Raw genomic sequence first — 21,748 nt, 5'->3', positions numbered from 1 at the left:
GGGTTTCTCCTAAACCTGCTCACACCTTTTTAGGGGCGAAGAATTTTGCGAGGAAGCGGGCGCCGATGTTCAGCGCGGCGATGAGCACGACGAGGGTGAACGCCGCACCCCACAGCCGGTCGGTGGGGACCGGATTGGCGCCGGCGCCCGCAGAGGTCTGGTCGTACATCATGCCGGGCAGTGAGCCCATGAAACCGCTGAACATGTCGAAGTTGATGGCTTGCGAGTAGCCCACCAGGATCAGCAACGGCGCCGTCTCGCCCATCACCCTGGCCAGTGACAACAGGATCCCGGTCACGATGCCCGACAGTGCGGTCGGCACGACGATCTTGGCGATCGTCTTCCACTTCGGGACGCCGAGCGCGTAGCTGGCCTCACGCAGGTCCATCGGCACGATCCGCAGCATCTCCTCGGTGGAGCGCACGATCACCGGGATCATCAACAGCACCAAGGCCAGCGACACGGCGAAGCCGGATCGCTGGAACCCGAACGTCGCCACCCACAGCGCGTAGATGAACAGCGCGGCCACGATCGACGGCACACCGGTGAGGATGTCGACCATGAAGGTCGTCACCTTGCCCATCCGGCTGCCCCCGCCGTACTCGACCAGATAGATGCCGACGAACACCCCGACGGGGATCGAGATCACCGCGCAGACGGCGGCCTGCAGCAGCGAACCGACGATGGCGTGGTAGGCGCCGCCGCCTGCGGCGAACGCCGTCATGCCCGACTGCGAGTTCATCCACCAGGTGCTCGACGTGACCGCGCCGATTCCCTTCGACACCACGGTGTAGAGCACCCACACCAGCGGCACGATCGCCACCACCACCGAGGCGGTGACCAGGACGGTCGCGAGGTGGTCGGTCAGCTTGCGGCGCGTGCTGACGCCCTGGAACGTCGGCGCCTTGACCGGCTGGTCCAGCGTTGCGGAGGTCATGAGGCGGACCTGTCCTTTCCGGAGACCGCGGCGCGGGCCAGCGAGTTGACCACGAAGGTCAGGATGAACAGCACCAGACCCGCGGCGATGTAGGCCCCGGCCTTGTATTGGTCGTTGAATTCCGAAGCGGCGGAAGCGATCTTGCTCGCAAAGGTGTATCCGCCGTCGAACAGGGACCAGCCGAAGACCTGCTGGGTGCCGCGCAGAATGATCAGCAGCGCGATCGTCTCACCCAGGGCACGGCCGAGCCCCAGCATCGCGCCGCTGATGTAGCCCGACATGCCGAACGGCAGCACCGTGGTACGCACCACCTCCCAGCGGGTGGCGCCCAGTGCCAGCGCGGCCTCGATCTGCCCCCGCGGCGTCTGGACGAACACCTCACGGGTGACCGCAGTGATGATCGGCAGGATCATCACCGCCAACACGATGCCGGCGGTGAAGATCGTGCCGCCGCCGGCCACCGACGCGGTTCCGGTGGCGAACAGGAAGAACCAGCCGAGGTTCTCGTTGAGCCAGACCGCGAACGGTTTGATCACCGGCGCCAGCACGTACAGCCCCCACACGCCGTAGATGATCGACGGCACCGCGGCCAGCAGATCCACCATGTAGGCCAGCGGGCCCGCAATCCGTTTCGGCGCGTAATTGGTCTGGTAGATCGCGATGCCCAGCGCCACCGGCATCGCCAGCAGCAACGCGAAGACGGACACGAACACTGTGACCTGGAGCAGGTCGAGAATGCCGAAATGCATCGCCGAGGTGTCGGTGGTCACCCAGTTGCCGCCGAAGAGGAAGAAGTTCTCCTCGTTGCGGGCCAGCGCCGGCACGGCACGCCACAGCAGGAAGATGCCGATCGCGGCGATGATGGCGACGATCAGGACACCCGAACCCTCGGCCAGGGTGCGGAAGATGCGGTCCCCGACACGCTCTTTGGCGTTCCTGGACGGATCGGTCGATATCGGGGTCGGCTCGGGGAAGGGGGCGGCCAAGGCCTCCCCCGACCCCGCGTCCGACGGATTCGGCGTTGTCAATGAGAGCCCATCGAGCTTGTCGGTCATTCGGTCAGAACCCATCCTCGCCGCTGCCCGGCAGTTGCGCCAATAACCTAGGCGGTTGACCCGATGGCCTCGATCGAGGTCAGCAGTCGCTCTTTGAACTTCTCCGGCAGAGGCACATAGCCGGCTGCCGACAGATCCGCCTGGCCGTCGTTGGCCGCGACGGTCAGGAACGACTTCACCGCGTCGGCGGTCTCGGCGTCGTAGCCGTTGGAGCACACGATTTCGTAGGTGGCCAGCACCAGCGGGTACGCGCCGGGCTCCTGGGTGCCGTACAGCGAGCCCAGGTCCAGCGCCAGATCGTTGCCCTCGGCGGCGAACTGGGCCGCGTCGATCGCCTTGCCCGCGGACTCGTCGGTCAACGCCACCGGGCCGCCGCCGTTGTCGATCTGGGCGTAGGGGATGCCGGCCTGATCGGCGAAGCCCTTCTCGACGTAACCGATGGCGCCGGGGGTGGACTGCACCGCCTGCGCGACACCGGCCGACTTCTGGGCGCCCTCACCGGCGCCGCCCTGGAACTCGCTGCCGTCACCCTTGGCCCACGCGCCGCCCGAAGCGGCTTCCAGGTACTTCTGGAAGTTGTCGGTGGTGCCGGACGAGTCGGAGCGGAAGATGGGGGTGATCTTGCTGTCCGGCAAGGCCTTTCCGTCGTTGAGCGCGGTGATGGCGGGGTCGTTCCAGGCGGTGATCTGCCCCTGGAAGATCTTGGCCAGCGTGTCGCCGTCGAGCACCAGACCGTCGACGCCTTCGAGGTTGTAGGCCATCGCGATCGGGCCGAACACCAGCGGCAGGTTCCATACCGGGTTGCCGCCGCACCGCTTCGCGGCCTGGGCGGCCTGCTCGTCCTTGATCACCGAGTCCGAACCGGCGACGTCGACGTTGCCGGCGACGAACTGCTCGCGGCCCGCGCCGGAACCGGTCGGGTTGTAGGACAGGTTCTTGCCCTGGCATTTCTGGGACCACACCTGGTTGAACAGGGCGATCGCGTTCTGTTGGGCGGTAGACCCCTCGGCGGTCACCGAGTTCTTGCCCGCGCAGTCGGCGGCGGAGCCAGCGGCAACACCGGCATTCGAGGATCCCGCCGGCACATTGTTGTCGCTGCCACAGCCGGCGAGCGTCAACGCGGCGATTGCTGCGACCGAGACGGTCGTACCAAACGTCCTGCCGAAGATGTTCAGCTTCACTGATCCCACTTTCCTGTTGGGGTGCCCAGAAACGGCTCCGAACTCTCCGGCAACGTATGCGGCCGGAGTGGACGGACCGGGGATGGTGGGTTAACGAAGAGTGAACAGGTTCGGTGATCTCACAGGTCGGCGGGTGCGGCCGGCGCGTAGGCCACGTCGGTGTTGGCCACCTCGAAACCCAGCCGACGGTAGGTCTTCACCGCGGCGGTGTTGTCCGCCTCCACATACAGCATCACCTCGGCGGATCCGCCGGGGCGCAGCAACCGTTCGGCCAGGTGATGCATGCCGATCAACGTGAGCACGCCGCCTAGTCCCCGGCCCTGCGCGGCCGGGTCGACGCCGACCACGTACACCTCTCCCAGAGTCGCGGAATGTGTTTTGGTCCAATGGAATCCGAGTAAGCGCCGGTCGGTCTCGTCGAAAGCGAGGAAGAAGCCGGCCGGGTCGAACCACGGTTCGTCGCGGCGCGCGGCGATGTCGTCGACGGTCCAGCCCCCCTGCTCGGGGTGCCAGGAGAACGCCGCGTTGTTGACCCGCAGCACCTCGGCATCGTCTTGCGGTCCGGAGTACGTGGCGACGTGCACCCCCGGGGCCTGCGGCACCGGCGGCAGGTCCCGCAGGGATCGCCGCATCTGCAGCAATTCCCGGACCGGAACCAGATTCAGGGCGTGCGCGGTGGCCCGCGCCGGGGCGAGGTTGCCGTGAGCCCACAGCCGGGTGTCGGGACCACCTGCGTCCAGCGCGGCGCGGATCATCTGCGTGCCGATGCCGCGGCGCCGGGCATCGGGGTGGACGACGAGTTCGCCCATCGGCGGGGTGTCCTCGCTCTGCGACGTGAGGTTCAGATAGCCGCGGAGCCGGCCGTCAGCGACGGCCACCAGGTGCCGGGTGCGCTGCCCGCCCAGTTCGCGCAGCACCTGATCACCGACGGGCGCGATCGAGTCCTGCGCGGTGGCGTCTGCGACCAGGTCGCGGATGTGTTGTTGATCGGATTCGGACAGGGTGTCCTGCCAACCGACCGATGGCGCCGTCACTGACTGCGCAGCGCGTCACCGAGCGCTTCCGGCAGCTCGTCGGGCGTCAGCGCCCCGATCCCGTCGTCGTAAGGGTCCTCGCCGTCGAGATCGTCGGGGACGTCGGCGGCGGGGGCGCGTCCCCGCGCAGGACGGACGGCCTTGTAGCCGACGTTGCGGACCGTGCCGATCAGCGATTCGTACTCGGGACCCAGTTTCGCGCGCAGCCGTCGCACGTGGACGTCGACGGTGCGGGTGCCGCCGAAGAAGTCGTAGCCCCACACCTCCTGCAGCAACTGTGCGCGGGTGAAGACCCGTCCGGCGTGCTGCGCGAGGTATTTCAGCAGCTCGAATTCCTTGTAGGTGAGGTCGAGCGGGCGGCCGCGCAACCGCGCGGTGTACGTGCCCTCGTCGATGACGAGCTCACCAAGACTGATCTTGCCGACGTTCTCCTGGCTGGCCACGCCACCCCGGCGGCCCACCAGCAGCCGCAGCCGGGCGTCGATCTCTGCGGGCCCGGTACTGGGCAGCAGTATCTCGTCGAGGCCCCATTCGACGTTGACGGCGACCAGGCCGCCCTCGTTGACCACCGCGACGACCGGCACCGATGTGCCCGTGGTGCCCAGCAGACGGCACAGGCCGCGAGCGGCCGCCAGATCCGTGCGCGCGTCGACGATCGCCACATCGGCGGTTCCCGCTTCGAGCAACGACGAGACCTCGGTCGGCGCGGTTCGCACGGTGTGCGCCAGCAGGGACAGCGAGGGCAGAACCGACTCGGGACGCGGGTCAACCGTCAGTAGCAAAAGATCCAACTGACCCCTCCAACCGCTGTGGAGCGCTCTCCCGGACAACGATGTCGCGTGGTGATATTCCAGATTCATGGCTGACACACGGCTGTTACCCAGCCGATAGCTATCTAACGATAGCGCGCTACCTGCCGGTAAGCCGCGCGGAACCGTGCTCTGCGATCGCGTCGGCAACAATGACCGAGTGCGCAAGCTCGTGATCAGTGCCCTCGCCACCCTCGTCGTCGTCGCCCTCGGGATGGTCGGCACCGACTTCGGCGCCGCCATCTACGCCGAATACCGCCTGGCCAGGAGCGTTCGCAGCTCCGCGGACCTCGACTGGGATCCGTCGGTGGCGATCCTGGGATTTCCGTTCATCCCCCAGGCGCAGCGCCACCACTATGACGAGGTGGAGATCAAGGCCAGTGGTGTAGATCACGGGGTCGTGGGTAAGGCGTCCCTGGAAGCCACCATGCACTCCGTCGGGCTCGGCGACTCGTGGCTCGTCCAACCCGGCGCCACCCTCACGGTCGAGAAGCTGGAGAGCCGGATCATCATCGACTCCACCCACATGGGTCGCTACATGGGCATACCGGACCTCCTGATCGAGGCCCCGACCCGGGAGACCGAGGACTCCACCGGGGGCACCACCGAGTCGGGGATATCCAGCAATCGCGGTGTCGTGTTCACCGGCACCCCGGACAAGGCGGGGTTCGACGAGCGGGTCAGCATCGCGGTCGACCTGTCGGTCACCGGACCGGAGTCGACGACGCTCGTGGTGACCGCGACCGGTGTGCTCACCGAGCCGGGCACCGCCGATCAGGCCGTCCCCGATGACAAGCTGCGTGCGGTGCTGGCGGCGTTCTCGACGACGCTGCCCGGACAGAAGCTGCCGTTCGGTGTCGCCCCGACGACCCAGGGCGCGCGCGGGTCCGACGTCATCATCGAAGGCATCGCCGAGGGAGTAATCGTGGACCTCGACGAGTTCCGACTGTCGTGAGCGCCTCCTGGATCGCCGTCGTCGCGGTGCTGGTCGCCGCGTTCGGACTGGCCTTCGTGATCGGCAGGCTGTTGACGCTGCGCGCCGGATTGAAGCAGGGCGCCGCGCAGTGGCCCGCCCTCGACGATGCCGACATCGAGGAACTGGAGCTGTCGCGGTCCGGGCCGACGGTCCTGCACTTCAGCGCAGTGTGGTGCGGACCGTGTGCGGGGGTGCGCCGGGTCGTCGAGCAGGTGTGCGCGGACCTGCCCGCGGTGTCGCATGTGGAGATCGACCTGGACGCCAAACCGGAGGCGGGGCGCAAGCTTTCGGTGCTGTCGCTGCCGACGACGTTCATCTTCGACGCCGACGGCAGGCAGCGCTATCGGAGCTCGGGCGTACCGACCGCCGCTGACCTGCGGGCAGCCCTGCAGGAGCTGTTGGCCTGATCACCCCGTCGTTGGGTAAGCTGACAGCCGTGTCAGCCCGCCTTGAGCTTCTGCTCACCAAGCGCCGCGCAGTCGATCTGTGCCGCGTCGCGGGTTGTTGCTGTTGTTGTCATAGCTGCTGAGTAGCCGCGCCCTCCTTTCGCGCCGCGCTCTGCGCCGGCCCCGTCGGGTCTGCCGCATCCAGCCTTTCCAGACAACAGGAGCACCACCATGTCGAACTTCACAACATCGAACTTCACAACATCGAACACCGCGGCGGGCGTGTCCGCCCCCGGCGTCGTCGATGTGCGTGGCCCGCGGTTCGTCGCATGGGTCACCACCGCTGTCCTGGTCGTCGCGCTGCTCGTGTCGACCCGAAGCGGGGCCGTGGCCGCAGTCATCCTGGCCGCGCAGACTGCCGTGTTCGCCGTCGGAGCCCTCCTGGGTCCGCACCGGCACCCCTACGGCGTGCTCTTCGCTGCGCTGGTCGCCCCGCGGTTGGCGGCGCCGACCGAACGCGAACCGGTCGCCCCGCTGAGGTTCGCGCAGCTGGTCGGATTCGTCTTCACCGCCGTCGGCACCCTCGGTTTCGCCAGTGGCCTCGTGCCGCTGGGTTTGGTCGCCACGGGCTTGGCACTCGTGGCAGCACTGCTCAACGCAGCCTTCGGTATCTGTCTGGGCTGTCAGCTCTATCCCCTCCTCACGCGCTTGACCCCCACCCGATAGCAATCGAAAGGATCCACCACATGGCACGCTCCGACGTCCTGGTCTCCACCGACTGGGCCGAGAGCAATCTCGACGCGCCGAACACCGTGTTCGTCGAGGTCGACGAGGACACCAGCGCCTACGACACCGGTCACATCCCGGGCGCCATCCGGCTCGACTGGAAAAAGGACCTGCAGGATCCGGTCAGGCGCGACTTCGTCGACGCCGCGCAGTTCTCGAAGCTGCTCTCCGAGCGCGGCGTCTCCAACGACGACACCGTGATCCTGTACGGCGGCAACAACAACTGGTTCGCCGCGTACGCGTACTGGTACTTCAAGCTGTACGGCCACGAGAACGTCAAGCTGATCGACGGCGGCCGCAAGAAGTGGGAGCTCGATGCCCGCCCGCTGTCCAAGGACCCGGTGAGCCGGCCGCAGACCAGCTACTCGGCCAAGGAGCCCGACCTCAGCATCCGCGCGTTCCGCGACGAGGTCATTGCCGCGATCGGCACCAAGAACCTGGTCGACGTGCGCTCCCCTGATGAGTTCTCGGGCAAGATCCTGGCCCCGGCGCACCTCCCGCAGGAGCAGAGCCAGCGTCCCGGCCACGTCCCCACGGCGATCAACGTGCCCTGGAGCAAGGCTGCGAACGAAGACGGCACCTTCAAGTCCGACGAGGAACTGGCCAAGCTGTACGGCGACGCGGGCCTGGACGGGTCCAAGGACGTCATCGCGTACTGCCGCATCGGTGAGCGTTCGTCGCACACCTGGTTCGTGCTGCGGGAGCTGCTGGGTCACAAGAACGTCAAGAACTATGACGGTAGTTGGTGCGAATACGGTTCCCTGGTGGGAGCCCCGATCGAGTTGGGAAGTTGATATGTGCTCTGCACCCAAGCAAGGACTGACGTTGCCCGCGGGCGTTGACCTGGAGAAGGAGACGGTCATCACCGGCCGTGTCGTCGACGGTTCCGGTCAGGCGGTCGGCGGCGCGTTCGTGCGTCTGCTGGACAGCTCGGACGAGTTCACCGCCGAGGTCGTCGCGTCGGCCACCGGTGACTTCCGGTTCTTCGCCGCCCCCGGCACCTGGCACCTGCGTGCGCTGTCACCGGTCGGCAACGGCGACGCCAGTGTCGCGCCGTCGGGTGCGGGGATCCACGAGGTCGACGTCAAGGTCGCCTGACGGAGTCAGGAAATCTGGCCCCGCCTGACGGAGTCAGGAAATCTGGCCCCGCCTGACGGAGTCAGGCAGTTCGGCCCCGCCTGACGGAGTCAGGCAGTTCGGCCCCGCCTGACGGAGTCAGGAAATCTGGCCCCGCCTGACGGAGTCAGGCAGTTTGCAGTCCCACCTGGCCGGGCGCCGCGGTATCGGCGCCCGGCCAGACGGGTCGAGTCCTCACGCACGTCCGGTTGCGCAGTAGCTCATCTGCTGTGAAAACGCTGCACGATTTGCTGTTGTCGGCGAAAATACCGTCAGAGCCACGCTGCCGGCGCGGTCAAACCGCACACGCGGCACGTCGCAAGTCGATTCTGGCGACCGCCGCGCACAACCGCATAGGACCGACCATGAAGATCACGATCGCCTGTGCCGCCTCGGCGGCTTTCGCTGCAGTTGCCCTGATCGGCGCACCCGCGGCACTCGCGGCACCTGAGGACGACTTCCTCAACGTGATCTCCGGCGGTGGCATCACGTGGCCGTCGGACAAGACCCCCCAGGTGATCGAGACCGGCCGCGCAGTCTGCCAGGACTGGGACACTGGCGCGTCCTTCGAGCAGGAAGTCGCCGATCTGACCAGCGTCACCGATTGGTCGGACTACCAGGCCGGCTACTTCATCGGCGCCGCTACCGGCGCATTCTGCCCTGAGTACGAATGGAAGGTCAGCTGACCGTCGCACCTGACCGGCCGCCGAGAGTTGTTTTCGTGCGGCGGTTAAACTTTTCGGCGTGGTGCTCTTCTTCGAACTTCTTCTCGTCGCGGCCGTTGTGGTGATCACGTGGTTCGCGCTGTACGCGGTGTATCGCCTCGTCACCGACGAGTCGTGATTCCGCGCACGCGGACAGCGACATGACTTCCGGCGACGACGCGGTCGCAGCGGCCGCCGAACGGGCCAGGGTGACCGCCGCGCGGAACATCCCGGCGTTCGGCGACCTTCCGGTGCCCGCCGATACCGCCAACCTGCGCCAGGGCGCCGATCTGGACGACTCGCTGCTGGCCCTGCTGCCCCTGGTGGGCGTGTGGCGCGGTGAGGGCGAGGGCCGTGGTGCGCACGGCGACTACCGCTTCGGTCAGCAGATCGTCGTTTCCCATGACGGCGGCGACTACCTCAACTGGGAGGCGCGCTCGTGGCGGCTGGACGACGACGGCGAGTACGACCGGCCCGGTCTGCGTGAGTCCGGCTTCTGGCGGTTCGTCTCCGATCCCGGCGATCCCGGCGAGTCGCAGGCGATCGAACTGCTGCTGGCGCACTCCGCCGGCTACATCGAGTTGTTCTACGGCCGCCCGCTGAACCAGTCCTCCTGGGAGCTGGTCACCGACGCGCTGGCCCGTAGCAAGTCCGGCATGCTGGTCGGCGGCGCCAAGCGGCTCTACGGGATCATCGACGGCGGCGACCTGGCGTACGTGGAGGAGCGCGTGGACGCCGACGGCGGCCTGGTTCCCCATCTGTCCGCGCGACTGGCCAGGTTCGCCGGCTAGTGCTCCGCCTCGTCGTCGTCATGCTCGCCACCGCAGGTGCGGTGGCCGGCTGCGCGACGCCCGCGGAGTCCCCCGCCCCCTCGACGCCGAGTTCGGCGGTGCCCAGCGTCGGCCACGGCTCGTTCGCGTACTGCCTGGGGCAGCACGGGGTGCCCGCGGTGCCCGGTCCGGTGTCCGAGCCGCCTCCCGGGGTGGACACGGCCGCGTGGGAACTGGCGATGGCGGAGTGCTCGTCGCTGGCACCCGGCCCCGCCAACTGAACGGCGCTCACCACTCTCCACCTCTGTGGTAGAACAGTAATTCACAATCAATTGCCGTACCGGTAGCTTCGCCGACTTCACGGCAGTTCCCGCGCGGGTCGTGTGGCGCTGAATCAGTTGACAGACAGAGGGAGCGATCGATGCCTCAGAACTCATACGCCGTTGTCATCGGAGGCGCCTCGGGTATCGGCGCGGAGATCTGCCGCGAAATGGCCAGTCACGGATACGCGGTCGTCATCGGTGACCGGAACCTCGACGCTGCGAAGTCGCTGCTCCCGCAACTCGCCGGCGAAGGCCATGCCGCCGCAGACGTGGATGTCTCCGACGAGGCAAGTGTCGCAACGTTCTTCGAGTCGTTGCAGGGTCGGACAGATCGCTTCGAGGTAGCCGTCAACTGTGCGGGCATCACGGCGCTGGGCCTGGTCACCGAACTGCCGGTGGCCAAGTTCCGCCGGGTGGTCGACGTCTGCCTCACAGGCGCCTTCCTCGTCATCCAGTACGCCGGACGGCACCTCGCGGACGGCGGTGCCATCATCTCCCTGAGCTCGCTGAATGCCCGCCAACCTGCCGTCGGCATGGCCGCCTATTGCTCGGCCAAGGCCGGCCTCTCGATGCTCACCCAGGTCGCGGCTCTAGAGCTCGGGGCCCGCGGCATCCGGGTGAATGCGATCGCCCCGGGTCTGGTCCGGACGCCGCTGACCTCCGGAGCGCTCGAGGTTCCCGGCGTCGAGCGCGAGTACGTGGAGAACGTACCCCTCGGGCGACCCGGAACTCCTACTGAGATCGCCGATGCTGTTCTGTATCTCGCTGGAGCACAATGGGTTACCGGTGAGGTACTGGACATCAACGGCGGCGCGCACATGATGCGCTACCCCAATGTGCACGCCCACTTTGCGCGAGCCACGCAGGCGAGCTCCCCGGCCTGACGCCCGACCCCTCACCCCCGGCCACACTCTGGCCGGGGCTTCCTGCCGCCCGCAACCGGCCTCCAGGTTATCCGCGATATCAGCCGTATCCGGTCAGCAGTAGTTGCGATTCCCCCGATACTGTTCATATAGTTAGTTTTCATTCTAGTTGTCTCGAACATGAGGGTGGAGATGCAGCGCACTGTATGCGTGGCGGGGGTCGGCATGACCCCGTTCGCCAAGCCGAGTAAGAGTCGGAACTATCAGGAGATGGGCGCCGAGGCGGCTCGCGCGGCACTCACAGATTCCGGGCTGGACTACCAGACCGTGCAACAGGCTTACGTCGGCTACGTCTACGGGGACTCGACGTCCGGCCAGGCGGCCCTGTATCACCTTGGCCTGTCGGGAATTCCGGTACTCAACGTCAACAACAACTGCTCGACCGGTTCGTCGGCGCTGTGGCTGGCCCGCCAGGCGGTGGCGTCGGGAGCGGCCGAATGCGTACTCGCACTCGGCTTCGAGCAGATGCGCCCGGGCGCGCTCGCCGCGGTGTGGGACGACCGCCCGAGCTCTACCGGCAAGTTCGAAGAAGTCGCGTCCAGCCGCCCCGGCGCCGACCCGTCAGCCCCGATGGCCGCACAGCTGTTCGGTGGCGCCGGCGTGGCGCACATGGAGCGTTTCGGCACCAAACCCGAGACCTTCGGCCGTATTTCGGTGAAGGCCCGCCAGCACGCGGCCCGCAATCCGTTCGCCGTGTTCCGTGACCCGGTCACGCTGGACGAAGTCATGTCCTCCCCGACGATCTGGGGCCCGCTGACCCGCTTGCAGTGTTGTCCCCCCACCTGCGGCGCAGCCGCCGCCGTGGTGTGCAGCGAGGAGTTCGCCCGTGCGCACGGGATCGATGACACAGTGCGCATCCGGGCGCAGTCGCTGGTCACCGATCTGCCCGGCGCCTTCGACGGCGACGACATGCGACGGGTCGTGGGCTATGACATGACGGCCAAGGCCGCCGCCGACGTCTACGAGGCGGCCGGCATCGGGCCCGAGGACATTCCCGTCGTCGAGTTGCACGACTGCTTCACCACCAACGAGCTGATCACCTACGAAGGACTCGGTCTGACCCCCGAGGGCACTGCCGAGAAGTTCATCCTCGACGGGGACAACACCTACGGCGGACGCGTGGTCACCAATCCCTCCGGCGGCCTGCTGTCCAAGGGACACCCGCTCGGAGCGACCGGTCTGGCGCAATGCGCCGAACTGGTCTGGCAATTGCGCGGCCAGGCCGGCGACCGTCAGGTGGAGGGCGCTCAGCTCGCACTGCAGCACAACCTCGGCCTCGGTGGGGCCTGCGTGGTCACCCTGTATGAAAGGACATCCCGATGAGCGCAGAGTCCCTCAAGGGCTATCAGTGGCCGGAGAGCACGGTCGAGGTCGAACGCGGCCGGGTCGCCATGTTCGCCAAGGCGATCGGCGAAACCGACCCGGTCTACTTCGACGTCGACGCGGCCCGGGCCGCGGGCCATCCGGATCTGCTGGCCCCGCCGACGTTCGTCTTCGGGCTGGACCTGGAGCATTCCGACACTCTCGGCGTCCTCGCCGCTCATGGCGTGGACCTGTCGGCAGTGCTGCACGGCGAACAGCGCTTCACCTATCACCGTGACGTGCACGCCGGGGACACCTTGTCCCTGCGCGCGGAATTCACCGACTACTACTCGAAACGCAACGGCGCCCTGGAGTTTCTCGTGCGCCGTTCGCAGCTGACCGCCGGTGACGACCTGGTCGCCGAGATGGAAAGCGTGTCCGTCATCAGGAATGGAGCGCCGTCGTGAGCACCGATACCAGCCAGATCCAGGCCGGAACCGAACTGCCTCCGCTGGAGGTGGCTCCGATCTCGCGAACCACCTTGGCCCTGTTCGCCGGCGCTTCCGGGGATCACAACCCGATCCACATCGACATCGACGCAGCGAAGGCCGCAGGTTTCGAAGACGTCTTCGCCCACGGCATGCTGTCGATGGCCTACCTGGGCCGGTTGGTCACCTCGTGGGTCCCCCAGTCACGTCTGCGCGCGTTGAGCACCCGTTTCACCGCCATCACCCCGGTTCTCGCGCAACCGACATGCAGTGGCACGGTGACGAGCGTCGAAGAGGTCGACGGGGAGAAACGGGCCACCGTCGATGTGAAGATCACCCTCGCCGACGGAACGGTCACACTCAGCGGTGAGGCGGTCGTCGCGATCTCCTGACCGCAGCGCGCCACCCGGTCACCGCCGCGGTACCAGCACGCCCTGGAAGAGTGAACTATAATCATGGTTCACTCTTCCAGGACCGCGCATCCGCCCGACGGCGGCTAAAGGGAGGAACGCCGACGTGGCGCAACCCGTTCGCCAGCACGCGCGCAGTTCGGTACGCAAGTTGCAGTTGTCCCAGGCCGCCGCCCGTCTGTTCACCGAACGCGGCTACCACAACGTGAGCATGGACGATGTCGCCTCGGCCGTGGGACTCACCGGCCCTGCGCTGTACCGGCACTTCCGCAAGAAGCACGACATTCTGGCGCAGGCGATCTCCGAGCAACTCGCTGCGGTCGAAGCGGTGGCCATGCATGCGGTCGAGTCGGGGCTCGAGCCCGACGAGCGCGCCGCGATGTTCCTGTCCGAACTGGCCGATCTGGTGCTCGATCGTGAAGAGGTTCTGCTGTGGAAGCGCGAACGCCGGCAACTCTCCGAGGATGAGCAGAACCAGTTCCGGGGGAAGCTCAACGACCTCCTGCGACTGACGGCGCAGGCGCTGGGGATCAGTGACGGTGAACAACCCTCCAGCGACGCCGAATTGCGCGCATGGAGCGTGTTGGGGATCTACTCCAGCGTCGGCCCCGCGCGTAAACGACTCGAGGACGCCGCCGCCAAGCGGCTCCTGCAGGCAGCCGCCCAGGGCGTCTTACAGTGCGATATCGACGGCTCGACAACGGATTCCAGACTTCCGGCACCCACCCAGCGACGTCCCCCGGGCCGTCGGGAACGCATCCTGGCCACCGCCACCCGCCTCTTCCACGCGCAGAGCTACCACGCGGTCGGCATCGAAGAGATCGCCGCAGAGTCCGAGACCGCGATTGCGACGTTCTACCAGTACTTCAACGGCAAGGCCGAGCTGCTCGCGGCGGTCCTCAACCGCGGCGCCGAGGGTCTGCACTACGTCACCAATCACCGGCTGCCCTCGGCGACCACCCCGCAGGAAGCCGTCGACGTCATCGCCTGCACCCTGATCGAGCTGGCGCTCGGCCCTCATCAACCGATCCTGGCCATTCTGGCCGCAGATCTCATCTACCTCCCGGAGAAGGCCCAGGAGGCGATCCGGATGAGTGAGCGCGAGTACATCGACGAGTGGGTCGCCGCGATCATCGGGGTACGTCCCGAGTTGTCGGCCCCGTACGCGCGCCTCCTGGCGCAGGCGGCGATCGGGCTCGTCACCGACATCACGCAGACGCAGAGCATGCGCAGCCGCCCCGGCATCGCCAACGAACTGCACCGCCTGGTCACCGCCGTGCTCGCGGCTTAGACACCCGCAGCACCCGTACACCGAGCCCGGGGTGTCGGCGCCGGGTGGCTCAACCCAGGATCTGGTGAGTCCCGAATGTCCTGTCGTGGTAGGTCAGCGGTGCGGTGGAACGACTTTCGACCACCCGCACCTCACCGATGACGACGACGTGGTCGGCCGCCTCGACGGCCTGGGCCACGTCGCACGCGAACCAGCCCGCGGCACCGGTCAGACGCGGCACGCCACCGGCCAGTGACCATTCGACGTCTGCGAACTTATCCCGCCCCTTGCGGGCGAAACAGGCTGCGAGGGGCGATTGGTCGTGCCCGAGTACATTGACACCGAAGCTGCCCGCCGACCGGATGATCGCCAGCAGGTCAGAGCCCCGGTCGAGACTCACGAGCAACGACGGTGGCGACATCGACAGGGACGCAAAGGCACTGACGGTGGTGCCGTGCGGACGCTGTCCGTCCATCGCCGTGATGACAGCCACGGGTGTGCACACCGACGCCATGGCGTCCCGGAAAGCGTCCCTGAGCGACTCGATGTCTGTCACGGCCATGTCGGCCTCCTCACTTGATTCCCTGTCGAACTCGATCGTACATAATCGCAATTAACATCGAGGGATGGACGACCATGTGATCCGCTTGCGGAGTTCCTCGGTCGCACATTGAGCGGTCACACGGCGTCAGCGGCAGCGATGGCGCCGACGACGAACCCGGCGATCTCATCGACCGCGCGTGCGGCGCGTGGCATCGACGACGCGAACATGGTCCATGCGTGACACACCCCGGCATAGACAGACAGCGTCGAGCGCGACCCGTCCCGCACCATGCCGTAGTGCAGAGTCTTCGCGTCGTCGAGCAGTACTTCACGATCGCTGGCCAGAATGAGGGTCTCCGGCAGCCGATCGAACTGACCGAATACCGGTGACACGAGCGGATCCCGCGGGTCGTGGCCGGCCAGATAGGCAACGGCCAGCGCTTTCACCGAACGGCGGGAGATGGCCACGTCCGTGTCCGCGTGCACGTCGAAACTCTCGCCGGAAGCGGTGAAATCGGCCAGCGGGGAGACCAGCACGGCCGCGGCCGGAAGCGGCGTCCGCTCGTCACGCGCGCGGATCATCGAGGCGACCGTCAGACCGCCGCCCGCCGAATCACCGGCAAGCACCCAGCGATCGCCGAAAGTCTCGGCCGCCCAGCCCATCACCGCAGCGGCGTCGGCCAGAGGTGCCGGGAACGGATTCTCCGGCGCCCGGCGATAATCGGGCACCACGACCGGATGACCGCACGCCGTCGAAACCGCGGCAGCGACGCCCCGGTACCCGTGCGCGGACCCCATCACATAGCCGCCGCCGTGCAACCAGACGACGCACGCGCTGTCGTCACCGGCACCGGCGTCGACCCGGAGTGCGGGGACTCCCCCGGCGGACATCTCGGTGACGACGACGCCGTCGGCAAGCCCCTGGGAGGTCATCATGTCGTCCAGGCTCTCGCGCATCAGAGGCAGTGGACGGCGTCCGTCCCCGAAAACCCGCGCGAGCTCCTTCTCCGCATATTCGAGAGCATCGGCGTCGGCGTCCGTCCAGTCCTCGTCAGCAAGCGACAAACCCATGTCACACACCACCTGTCCTCGTTGACATCGCGCACATGAGAAGAATTGAAACTAACTCAATTCTCATTCTAACTTGTCAGAGCTTCATTGACTGCCCTCCTTCGTGAAGTTAGCCTTCACGCGAAGCGCATCGCAGCGTGTAGACCGACCGGAAGAGGATGAGATGTCACGACTGTCCGACAAGATCGCGCTGGTGACCGGCGCAACGACCGTGGACCCGGGCGGACTGAACATCGGCGGCGCGGCTGCCACCCGGCTGGTGACCGAAGGCGCACGCGTGGTGCTCGCCGACATCAACATCGAGGGCGCGACGGCGCTCGCCGACCAACTCAACGAGAAGTACGGACCCGACATCGCGACGGCCGTCCACGTCGACCTCCGCGACGAGACCGCGATCCGGGACCTGGTGGCCACCGCCGTCACCACCTTCGGCGGACTCAACGTCCTGTTCAACATCGCCGGGGTGTTCCCCGCCGGCGACGGCGATGTCGCCACCATGCCGATCGAGGTGTGGGACGACGTGATGGCGGTGAACCTCCGCAGCGCCCTGCTCACCACCAAACACGCACTGCCGCATCTGCTGTCCGGCGGCGGTTCGATCGTCAACACCGCCTCCACGCACGCCTTCGCGGGCGACACCAGCCTGACCGGCTACGGCGCCACCAAGGCCGCACTGCTGGCGCTGACCAAGTACACCGCGACCCAGTACGGTGCCGAAGGCGTGCGCTGCAACGCCATCTGTCCCGGCACCACCACGACACCTCCGGCACAGCAACTCCCCGAGGCCATCAAGGACGTGTACCGCCGCCATACGCCGGCGCGCGACCTCAACGGGCCCGACGACCTGGCCAAGGTCTACGCGTTCCTGGCGTCCGACGACTCCCGCGGCATCAATGGCGAGACCATCCGCGTCGACGGCGGGCTGCTGGCCCATCAGCCGTTCGTGCCGGACATGAACGCCCTGGGCGCCGCGACCGCGACCTCGCAGTGACACCGCGCCGTGTGCGGCCGACCGTCAGTCCGGTCGGCCGTACACGGCGACCACCACCGTCCGGTCCAGGCTGTTCTCCGACCAGACGCCGATCTTCGTGTGAGTGCAGTCCGCCATGATCGCGTGGTAGACGGGGTTGTGGTACCAGAGGTTGATCAGCTCGATTCCGCTCATCGCCAGGGCGGGGTGGATCGCCACGGTCTGCGCGACCGCGCCCCGGAAGCCGGCGGCCTCGGCGCGCTGTTGCGGAGTGGACCCGTCCGTGCCGATGTCGGCATTCAGGTTGCGGTTGCCCATCAGGTCACGCGCGTGCCATTCGGCGGCCAGCAGCAGCTCCGGACTGACGTTCAGCTCGTTCTCACAGCCGGCTTGGCGCTGCATGGCGTACACGTTCTCGACCACGCTGCTGTTGAACCTACGGTTGTCGGCCGTTGCCGTCGGCATCGTGGCTCCCGCGGCAACCACGAGTGCCACGACAGTCGCGAGTCGGTAGGTCATCTGAAACATGTCAACCTCGTTCGGCGCTGGTGTGGTGGTCAGAGGATGGACGGTATCCGGCAGCCGAGTTACGCAGCGCCGGTATCCATTCCGGGCACAGTTCGTTGGCCGCCTGCCCGAGCAGATAGGAAGCCTGATAGTCATCGGCGGTCCGGAAGTCGGCCCGCACGTCGGCGATGAGCTCGGGGTAGGTCCGGCCATCGGCGAGCTTGCGACAGATGCCGTGCCCGTATTCGAGCGCGGCGTCGACGCCGGCGAAGTCGTAGCCGGGCGCGAGCGTGACATTGACCAGGTAGGCGACCTCATCCGCACGGGCCGTCGGTGCTGGGCCCGCCACCGCGGCGATCGTCGCGACACTCAGCGCCACCGCTGCGCCGGAGAGGGTCAGACGGGTTCGAATCCTGCGATCAGCCATGTGTTTCCGACCCTCTCCATCTCGACGTGCGCGCTGGACCGGGTGTCGGTCGGCGGTTCGGCGCCCACCGTCGTCGTCTGGTCGATGTAGACGAGCACGCGTGCCCGATCTCCGTCTGCGGACACCAGCGCGGCCGCAGGAACCGCGGCCACCGCCGAGATCCGCTGTTCCTCGGCCCCGGGTGCGACGACGTCGTCGATCAACGTGGTGTACTCCGTGCGGAACTCGCCGGTCATACGCTCGCCGGCGGCGGTCAGATCCTCCCGCACGCGGTCGGGTCGGTAGGACAGCATCGCCACGACGCCTTCGGTAGCCGCCGCCACAGGTCCGGCGGCGCCGCCGCCCGAGGGCACGGCCACCGAATCGACCTGCCATTTCAGGAATCCCACACCGAGCGCAGCTGCCACGACTATCAGCGGCAAGACCAGGTACGCAACCGCCCGGACCACTGCGGGGTGACGTGTCGCCACCACGGCCGGAGGGCTGTCGGCAGGCTCGAGATCGCTCACGGTGTCGTCACCGATCTCATCGATGCGCGGCGTCATGACACGAACTGCACGTCGGACACGCGGGCGTCGTCGCCGCTCTGCTGCACGCCGATGCGCATCCGCCATACCGTCGGGACCTGTTCCGGCGCCTCGTGACTGGACATCTGCACCGACATGACGACCAGCACATGGGCGCTGTCGCCCTCGTGCGACTCCAGGGCCGCCGAGGTGACGGACCCTTCGGATGTGGACCGGGCCTGCCTGACAACCTCGGCGAACGGCTCCGCCCGCTTCTGGAAGTCGTCGTGGAATGCCCCGGTCGAGGAGTCCAGGATCCGCTTGATGTCCTCGTCGACGGTCTCGTGACGAATGGTGGTCAGGTTGATCGCGCCTTGGCGTGCGGTCTCGACGAAGCGGCTCTGCTGGGCCGCATCCCTGCGTTCGTCGACCAGCCGATAGCCCATCCAGCCGCCGACGCCGGCCAGTGCCACCAACGCCACCGCGCACAGTGCCGCAACCCGCCCTAGCCCCGAAAGGCGGCGCGGCACCGTCGGGCCGGTCACCTCGCCGGCGGGGGAATCATCATGCTCTGCCATGTCCTGCCTTCTGTCTGCGGCGCCAGGTCCGCCTGGGTGTAGATGTTGCCGTCGGGCGCCACGTACTCACCGGTGGCCGGGTCGTACTCGGCCACCGCGATCGGTGCGGGGTGCGGCGCTGCCGCGGGCGGCGGCAGCTGCGGGATGTCCTGGCCCGACAGTGTCGCGTTCGGATCGCCCTTCCAGTTGAACCCGTCGTTGAGCGGCACGTACTCCTCGTCGCTCTCACACATCTTCACCGTCGGCGCCCGCTTGCCCGGCCTGGTCAGACACGGGTAGTTCCGGTTGCCGCGCACCACATTCCACGAATCCTGCGGTATCCGGCAATACAGGTCACCCGGCGGCAGATCTGCGGATGTCTCGACGTTGGGGGTCAGTTGCTGGTCTACCGGCAGGAACCCGGTCGTGCATGGCGGCGGCAAGTTCAGATTCAGGTTGAAGCTCACATACAAGCCGGGCGATGCGCGCTTGGAGTCCTTGTTGGCCACCAGAGCGCCCTGCAGACCGGCGACCAGTTGCGGTTCCAGGACCAGCACCTGCTCGATCGCGGGCTGATAAACGACGGCGACTTCGCCGACGCTGACCAGGTTCGCCAGCAGCACCGGCAGGGTCGGTTTCAGTCGATCGAAGAGCTGACGGCCTTCCTCGGCGGCGTCCCCACCGCGTTCGAGCAGGCCCGCCACAGCGGCGTCGGCATCGCGGACCTGGCCGGTCAGGTCGGCCAGATGCGACGCCCAGGCATTGATCGAATCGGCGGTCTGCGCCTGGGAATCCATCAGCGGCTTGGCTTTGTCGATCAGTGTGACGAGCGAATCGAGATTCGCCCGCGCATCGGAGGCCAACTGCGTGGATCCCTGTACGATGCGGGACAGTTCCGGGCCGAGCCGGCCGACTGCCGTGTAGCTCTCGTCGACCACGGTCTTGACGTTGTCGCCGGGGATCGCCTGGATTCCCCGGTTCGCCGCGTCGAGCAGCGCGTTGATCGGCGGCGGCGTCGTCGCGCGGTCGACAGGAATCACGTCGCCGTTCTTCAGCGGTGACGCGTCGGCGCTTCGGGGAACCAACGCCACGTACTGCTCACCGATCGCCGAGGCGCTGTGCACTTCCGCGGTGAGATCCGACGGGATGTCGGTCCCCGATTCCAGCGACAGCACCGCCTCCACCCCGCCGTCGTCGGTCAACCGGACGTCGTCGACCCGCCCCACCCTGGTGCCCCGGTAGGTGACATTGGCGGTCTGGTACAGACCGGCGGCCTGTGGGAGTTGCACGACGACCGTGTACTGCCCGATCCCGAGCATCGCCGGCACCTTGATGTATCCGAACGCCATCACCCCGCTCGCGACGAGCGCGACGGCCGCAAAGAGGGCGAGCTGCAGCTTGATTCGTCTGGTCAGCACGTCACGGCCCCTGGTTGAACTGGTAGGGCGCGACGAGCGGGTTCCCGGCGGTGTACGGGCTCGGCAGCTGACCGATCGTGCGTCCCCACTGCATCTCCAACTCGGTGAGGTCCCCTTCGAATCGTGTGCCGTTGAGCAGACCGTCCCCGAGCCGGCTCAGCGTCAGGTCGAAGATCACGTCGGTGTTGAGATAGTCCCCGCGCACGATCGTGTCGATGCTCTCGATCGGCCATGGGAAGGTCGCCAACAGGCTCAGCGAACGCGTCATGTCCGGACCCGCGTCGGCGAGAGAGCTGAGCACCGGGCCGATGGCCTTGATCTCAGCCACCAGGTTCTGTTTGGTCTGGTTGACCGCATCCGCGGTCAGCGCACTGAACTTGCCGAACCCGTCGACCGCGTCGGTCAGTTCCTCGCGGTTGTCACTGAGCACCCGCAGCGCGTCCGGGATGGTCCGCAGTGCGTTGTCCAGCACCGGTTTCTGCTCCGCGAGCTGCCCGACCAGGCCGTTGAAGCTGTCCGTCGCGGCGATGATGTCGTCGGTCTGGGTGTTCAGCCGCCCGACGAACTGGTCCGTCTGTTCGATCAGACTGCGCAGTTCGCTCTCCCGGCCCGTGAACGCCGTGGCCAGGGCCGCGGTGATGTCCTGCACCTGACCGACACCACCTCCGTTGAGCAGCAACGACAATGCCGCAAGCGTCTGATCGGTGCTGGGGTAAGCCGCCCCGGCGTCCAGCGGTATCAGGGAGCCGTCCTCGAGCCTGCCGTGCGGGGCGGCGTCGACGGGTGGCGCAAGCTCGACGTGCAGCGAGCCCAGCAGGCTGGTCTGGCCGACGGTGGCCGTCGTGTTCGCAGGCAGCTCGACGTCGCCGTTGAGCCGCATGGTGACCAGCGCATGCCAGTCCTGCCGTTCGATCCTGGTGATCGTGCCGACATTGACGTCACCGACGCGCACCCTCGAGTTGGGTTCGATGGTTCCGATATCGGGCAGTTGGGCCTGCACCACGTACGAATCGGCACCGCCGCCTTCGGTTCCGGGCATCGGCAGTGAATTCAACCCACGCCAGTCACAGCCGGTCAGCACTGTCGCCGCGGTGACGGCGAGGACCGCGATGCGCCTTATTCGGCGCACATCTCGGGTAGCAGACATCGTCATCCCCCAGTTCCGGGCAGCAGCAATCCGGGCAATCCGGCCGCGGGGTCCGCGGCGGCGACCGGTGCCGGTGATGGCGCGGGCGATGACGCCGGCTGCGGCTGCGGCTGCGGCTGCGGCTGCGGCTGC

At 67.2% G+C, this 21,748-nt stretch carries 28 protein-coding genes; 15 read left to right on the top strand and 13 right to left on the bottom strand.

Features of this window, described 5'->3' with window-relative positions; all coding sequences use genetic code 11:
• Positions 1–19 precede the first annotated feature (19 nt).
• The 5 genes from pstA to MVA01S_RS09250 all read right to left on the bottom strand — a co-directional run bounded on the left by pstA (position 20) and on the right by MVA01S_RS09250 (position 4,998).
• Positions 20–937, bottom strand: coding sequence for a phosphate ABC transporter permease PstA (gene pstA / locus MVA01S_RS09270; RefSeq protein WP_003930372.1), 918 nt, complete (start codon positions 935–937; stop codon positions 20–22).
• Positions 934–1,992: a phosphate ABC transporter permease subunit PstC gene (gene pstC / locus MVA01S_RS09265; protein ID WP_003930373.1), complete on the bottom strand. Its 1,059-nt coding sequence runs from the start codon at positions 1,990–1,992 to the stop codon at positions 934–936. The genes pstA and pstC overlap by 4 nt, the downstream gene beginning before the upstream one ends.
• Before the next feature lie 47 nt (positions 1,993–2,039).
• Positions 2,040–3,173 (bottom strand): phosphate ABC transporter substrate-binding protein PstS, encoded by a 1,134-nt coding sequence (gene pstS, locus MVA01S_RS09260; protein WP_003930374.1) that lies wholly within the window; start codon positions 3,171–3,173, stop codon positions 2,040–2,042.
• Positions 3,174–3,292: 119 nt separating this feature from the next.
• Complete coding sequence (gene mshD / locus MVA01S_RS09255; protein WP_003930375.1) at positions 3,293–4,207, bottom strand: mycothiol synthase; 915 nt, start codon at positions 4,205–4,207, stop codon at positions 3,293–3,295.
• Complete coding sequence (locus MVA01S_RS09250) at positions 4,204–4,998, bottom strand: winged helix-turn-helix transcriptional regulator (RefSeq protein WP_003930376.1); 795 nt, start codon at positions 4,996–4,998, stop codon at positions 4,204–4,206. The genes mshD and MVA01S_RS09250 overlap by 4 nt, the downstream gene beginning before the upstream one ends.
• 178 nt (positions 4,999–5,176) lie before the next feature.
• Between MVA01S_RS09250 and lmeA the strand changes: the two genes are divergently transcribed.
• The 14 genes from lmeA to MVA01S_RS09185 all read left to right on the top strand — a co-directional run bounded on the left by lmeA (position 5,177) and on the right by MVA01S_RS09185 (position 14,491).
• A complete protein-coding gene (lmeA, locus tag MVA01S_RS09245; protein WP_003930377.1) occupies positions 5,177–5,971 on the top strand; it encodes a mannan chain length control protein LmeA in 795 nt (264 codons plus the stop codon).
• On the top strand, positions 5,968–6,399 hold the full coding sequence (locus MVA01S_RS09240) for a thioredoxin family protein (RefSeq protein WP_003930378.1): 432 nt from the start codon (positions 5,968–5,970) through the stop codon (positions 6,397–6,399). The genes lmeA and MVA01S_RS09240 overlap by 4 nt, the downstream gene beginning before the upstream one ends.
• 29 nt (positions 6,400–6,428) lie before the next feature.
• The gene (locus MVA01S_RS32350) at positions 6,429–6,521 is read left to right on the top strand and encodes an Ms5788A family Cys-rich leader peptide (RefSeq protein ID WP_353961397.1); all 93 of its coding nucleotides are present in this window, start codon (positions 6,429–6,431) and stop codon (positions 6,519–6,521) included.
• A gap of 88 nt (positions 6,522–6,609) precedes the next feature.
• Positions 6,610–7,104 (top strand): DUF4395 domain-containing protein, encoded by a 495-nt coding sequence (locus MVA01S_RS09235; RefSeq protein WP_003930379.1) that lies wholly within the window; start codon positions 6,610–6,612, stop codon positions 7,102–7,104.
• 20 nt (positions 7,105–7,124) lie between these two features.
• Complete coding sequence (locus MVA01S_RS09230) at positions 7,125–7,958, top strand: sulfurtransferase (RefSeq protein WP_003930380.1); 834 nt, start codon at positions 7,125–7,127, stop codon at positions 7,956–7,958.
• A 1-nt stretch (position 7,959) separates the two neighbouring features.
• Complete coding sequence (locus MVA01S_RS09225; protein ID WP_003930381.1) at positions 7,960–8,262, top strand: DUF1416 domain-containing protein; 303 nt, start codon at positions 7,960–7,962, stop codon at positions 8,260–8,262.
• Positions 8,263–8,510: 248 nt separating this feature from the next.
• Complete coding sequence (locus MVA01S_RS09220) at positions 8,511–8,966, top strand: DUF732 domain-containing protein (protein ID WP_237024236.1); 456 nt, start codon at positions 8,511–8,513, stop codon at positions 8,964–8,966.
• 179 nt (positions 8,967–9,145) lie between these two features.
• A complete protein-coding gene (locus MVA01S_RS09215; RefSeq protein ID WP_003930384.1) occupies positions 9,146–9,775 on the top strand; it encodes a heme-binding beta-barrel domain-containing protein in 630 nt (209 codons plus the stop codon).
• Positions 9,775–10,035: a hypothetical protein gene (locus tag MVA01S_RS09210; protein WP_003930385.1), complete on the top strand. Its 261-nt coding sequence runs from the start codon at positions 9,775–9,777 to the stop codon at positions 10,033–10,035. Before MVA01S_RS09215 ends, MVA01S_RS09210 begins: the two co-directional genes overlap by 1 nt.
• 140 nt (positions 10,036–10,175) lie before the next feature.
• Positions 10,176–10,961: an SDR family NAD(P)-dependent oxidoreductase gene (locus MVA01S_RS09205; protein ID WP_003930386.1), complete on the top strand. Its 786-nt coding sequence runs from the start codon at positions 10,176–10,178 to the stop codon at positions 10,959–10,961.
• Positions 10,962–11,132: 171 nt separating this feature from the next.
• Complete coding sequence (locus tag MVA01S_RS09200; RefSeq protein ID WP_003930387.1) at positions 11,133–12,323, top strand: lipid-transfer protein; 1,191 nt, start codon at positions 11,133–11,135, stop codon at positions 12,321–12,323.
• A complete protein-coding gene (locus tag MVA01S_RS09195) occupies positions 12,320–12,769 on the top strand; it encodes a MaoC family dehydratase N-terminal domain-containing protein (protein WP_003930388.1) in 450 nt (149 codons plus the stop codon). The genes MVA01S_RS09200 and MVA01S_RS09195 overlap by 4 nt, the downstream gene beginning before the upstream one ends.
• Positions 12,766–13,182 carry a MaoC family dehydratase gene (locus MVA01S_RS09190; protein ID WP_003930389.1) on the top strand — a complete coding sequence of 139 codons (417 nt, stop codon included), beginning with the start codon at positions 12,766–12,768 and terminating at the stop codon, positions 13,180–13,182. Before MVA01S_RS09195 ends, MVA01S_RS09190 begins: the two co-directional genes overlap by 4 nt.
• Before the next feature lie 124 nt (positions 13,183–13,306).
• Positions 13,307–14,491 carry a TetR/AcrR family transcriptional regulator gene (locus MVA01S_RS09185; protein WP_003930390.1) on the top strand — a complete coding sequence of 395 codons (1,185 nt, stop codon included), beginning with the start codon at positions 13,307–13,309 and terminating at the stop codon, positions 14,489–14,491.
• A gap of 49 nt (positions 14,492–14,540) precedes the next feature.
• On the opposite strand, the gene MVA01S_RS09180 is transcribed toward MVA01S_RS09185, so the two are convergent.
• On the bottom strand, positions 14,541–15,032 hold the full coding sequence (locus MVA01S_RS09180) for a flavin reductase family protein (RefSeq protein ID WP_003930391.1): 492 nt from the start codon (positions 15,030–15,032) through the stop codon (positions 14,541–14,543).
• Positions 15,033–15,148: 116 nt separating this feature from the next.
• On the bottom strand, positions 15,149–16,084 hold the full coding sequence (locus tag MVA01S_RS09175) for an alpha/beta hydrolase (RefSeq protein ID WP_003930392.1): 936 nt from the start codon (positions 16,082–16,084) through the stop codon (positions 15,149–15,151).
• A gap of 163 nt (positions 16,085–16,247) precedes the next feature.
• Here MVA01S_RS09175 and MVA01S_RS09170 point away from each other — a divergent pair, with 163 nt between their 5' ends.
• Positions 16,248–17,075, top strand: a complete 828-nt coding sequence (locus MVA01S_RS09170) for an SDR family NAD(P)-dependent oxidoreductase (RefSeq protein ID WP_003930393.1) — start codon at positions 16,248–16,250, stop codon at positions 17,073–17,075.
• A 24-nt stretch (positions 17,076–17,099) separates the two neighbouring features.
• Here MVA01S_RS09170 and MVA01S_RS09165 read toward each other — a convergent pair whose 3' ends face one another.
• From MVA01S_RS09165 to MVA01S_RS09140, 6 genes are read right to left on the bottom strand one after another with little or no spacing between them, the layout of a single operon-like run.
• The gene (locus tag MVA01S_RS09165; protein ID WP_003930394.1) at positions 17,100–17,582 is read right to left on the bottom strand and encodes a CAP domain-containing protein; all 483 of its coding nucleotides are present in this window, start codon (positions 17,580–17,582) and stop codon (positions 17,100–17,102) included.
• 1 nt (position 17,583) lies between these two features.
• Positions 17,584–17,940: a DUF732 domain-containing protein gene (locus MVA01S_RS09160; protein WP_003930395.1), complete on the bottom strand. Its 357-nt coding sequence runs from the start codon at positions 17,938–17,940 to the stop codon at positions 17,584–17,586.
• Between the two features lie 17 nt (positions 17,941–17,957).
• Positions 17,958–18,533 (bottom strand): Rv1363c family protein, encoded by a 576-nt coding sequence (locus tag MVA01S_RS09155; protein WP_003930396.1) that lies wholly within the window; start codon positions 18,531–18,533, stop codon positions 17,958–17,960.
• Positions 18,530–19,072 carry an Rv1363c family protein gene (locus tag MVA01S_RS09150; RefSeq protein WP_081529048.1) on the bottom strand — a complete coding sequence of 181 codons (543 nt, stop codon included), beginning with the start codon at positions 19,070–19,072 and terminating at the stop codon, positions 18,530–18,532. Before MVA01S_RS09150 ends, MVA01S_RS09155 begins: the two co-directional genes overlap by 4 nt.
• Complete coding sequence (locus tag MVA01S_RS09145) at positions 19,036–20,469, bottom strand: MCE family protein (protein WP_003930398.1); 1,434 nt, start codon at positions 20,467–20,469, stop codon at positions 19,036–19,038. The genes MVA01S_RS09150 and MVA01S_RS09145 overlap by 37 nt, the downstream gene beginning before the upstream one ends.
• Before the next feature lies 1 nt (position 20,470).
• Positions 20,471–21,616, bottom strand: a complete 1,146-nt coding sequence (locus tag MVA01S_RS09140) for an MCE family protein (RefSeq protein ID WP_051015272.1) — start codon at positions 21,614–21,616, stop codon at positions 20,471–20,473.
• Positions 21,617–21,748: the final 132 nt, after the last annotated feature.

Origin of the sequence: Mycolicibacterium vaccae NBRC 14118 = CIP 105934, assembly GCF_001552715.1 — a bacterium.
GTDB classification, from domain to species: domain Bacteria; phylum Actinomycetota; class Actinomycetes; order Mycobacteriales; family Mycobacteriaceae; genus Mycobacterium; species Mycobacterium vaccae.
The sequence above is the reverse complement of the archived record's forward strand: the minus strand, read 5'-3'. Positions and strand labels throughout refer to the sequence as shown.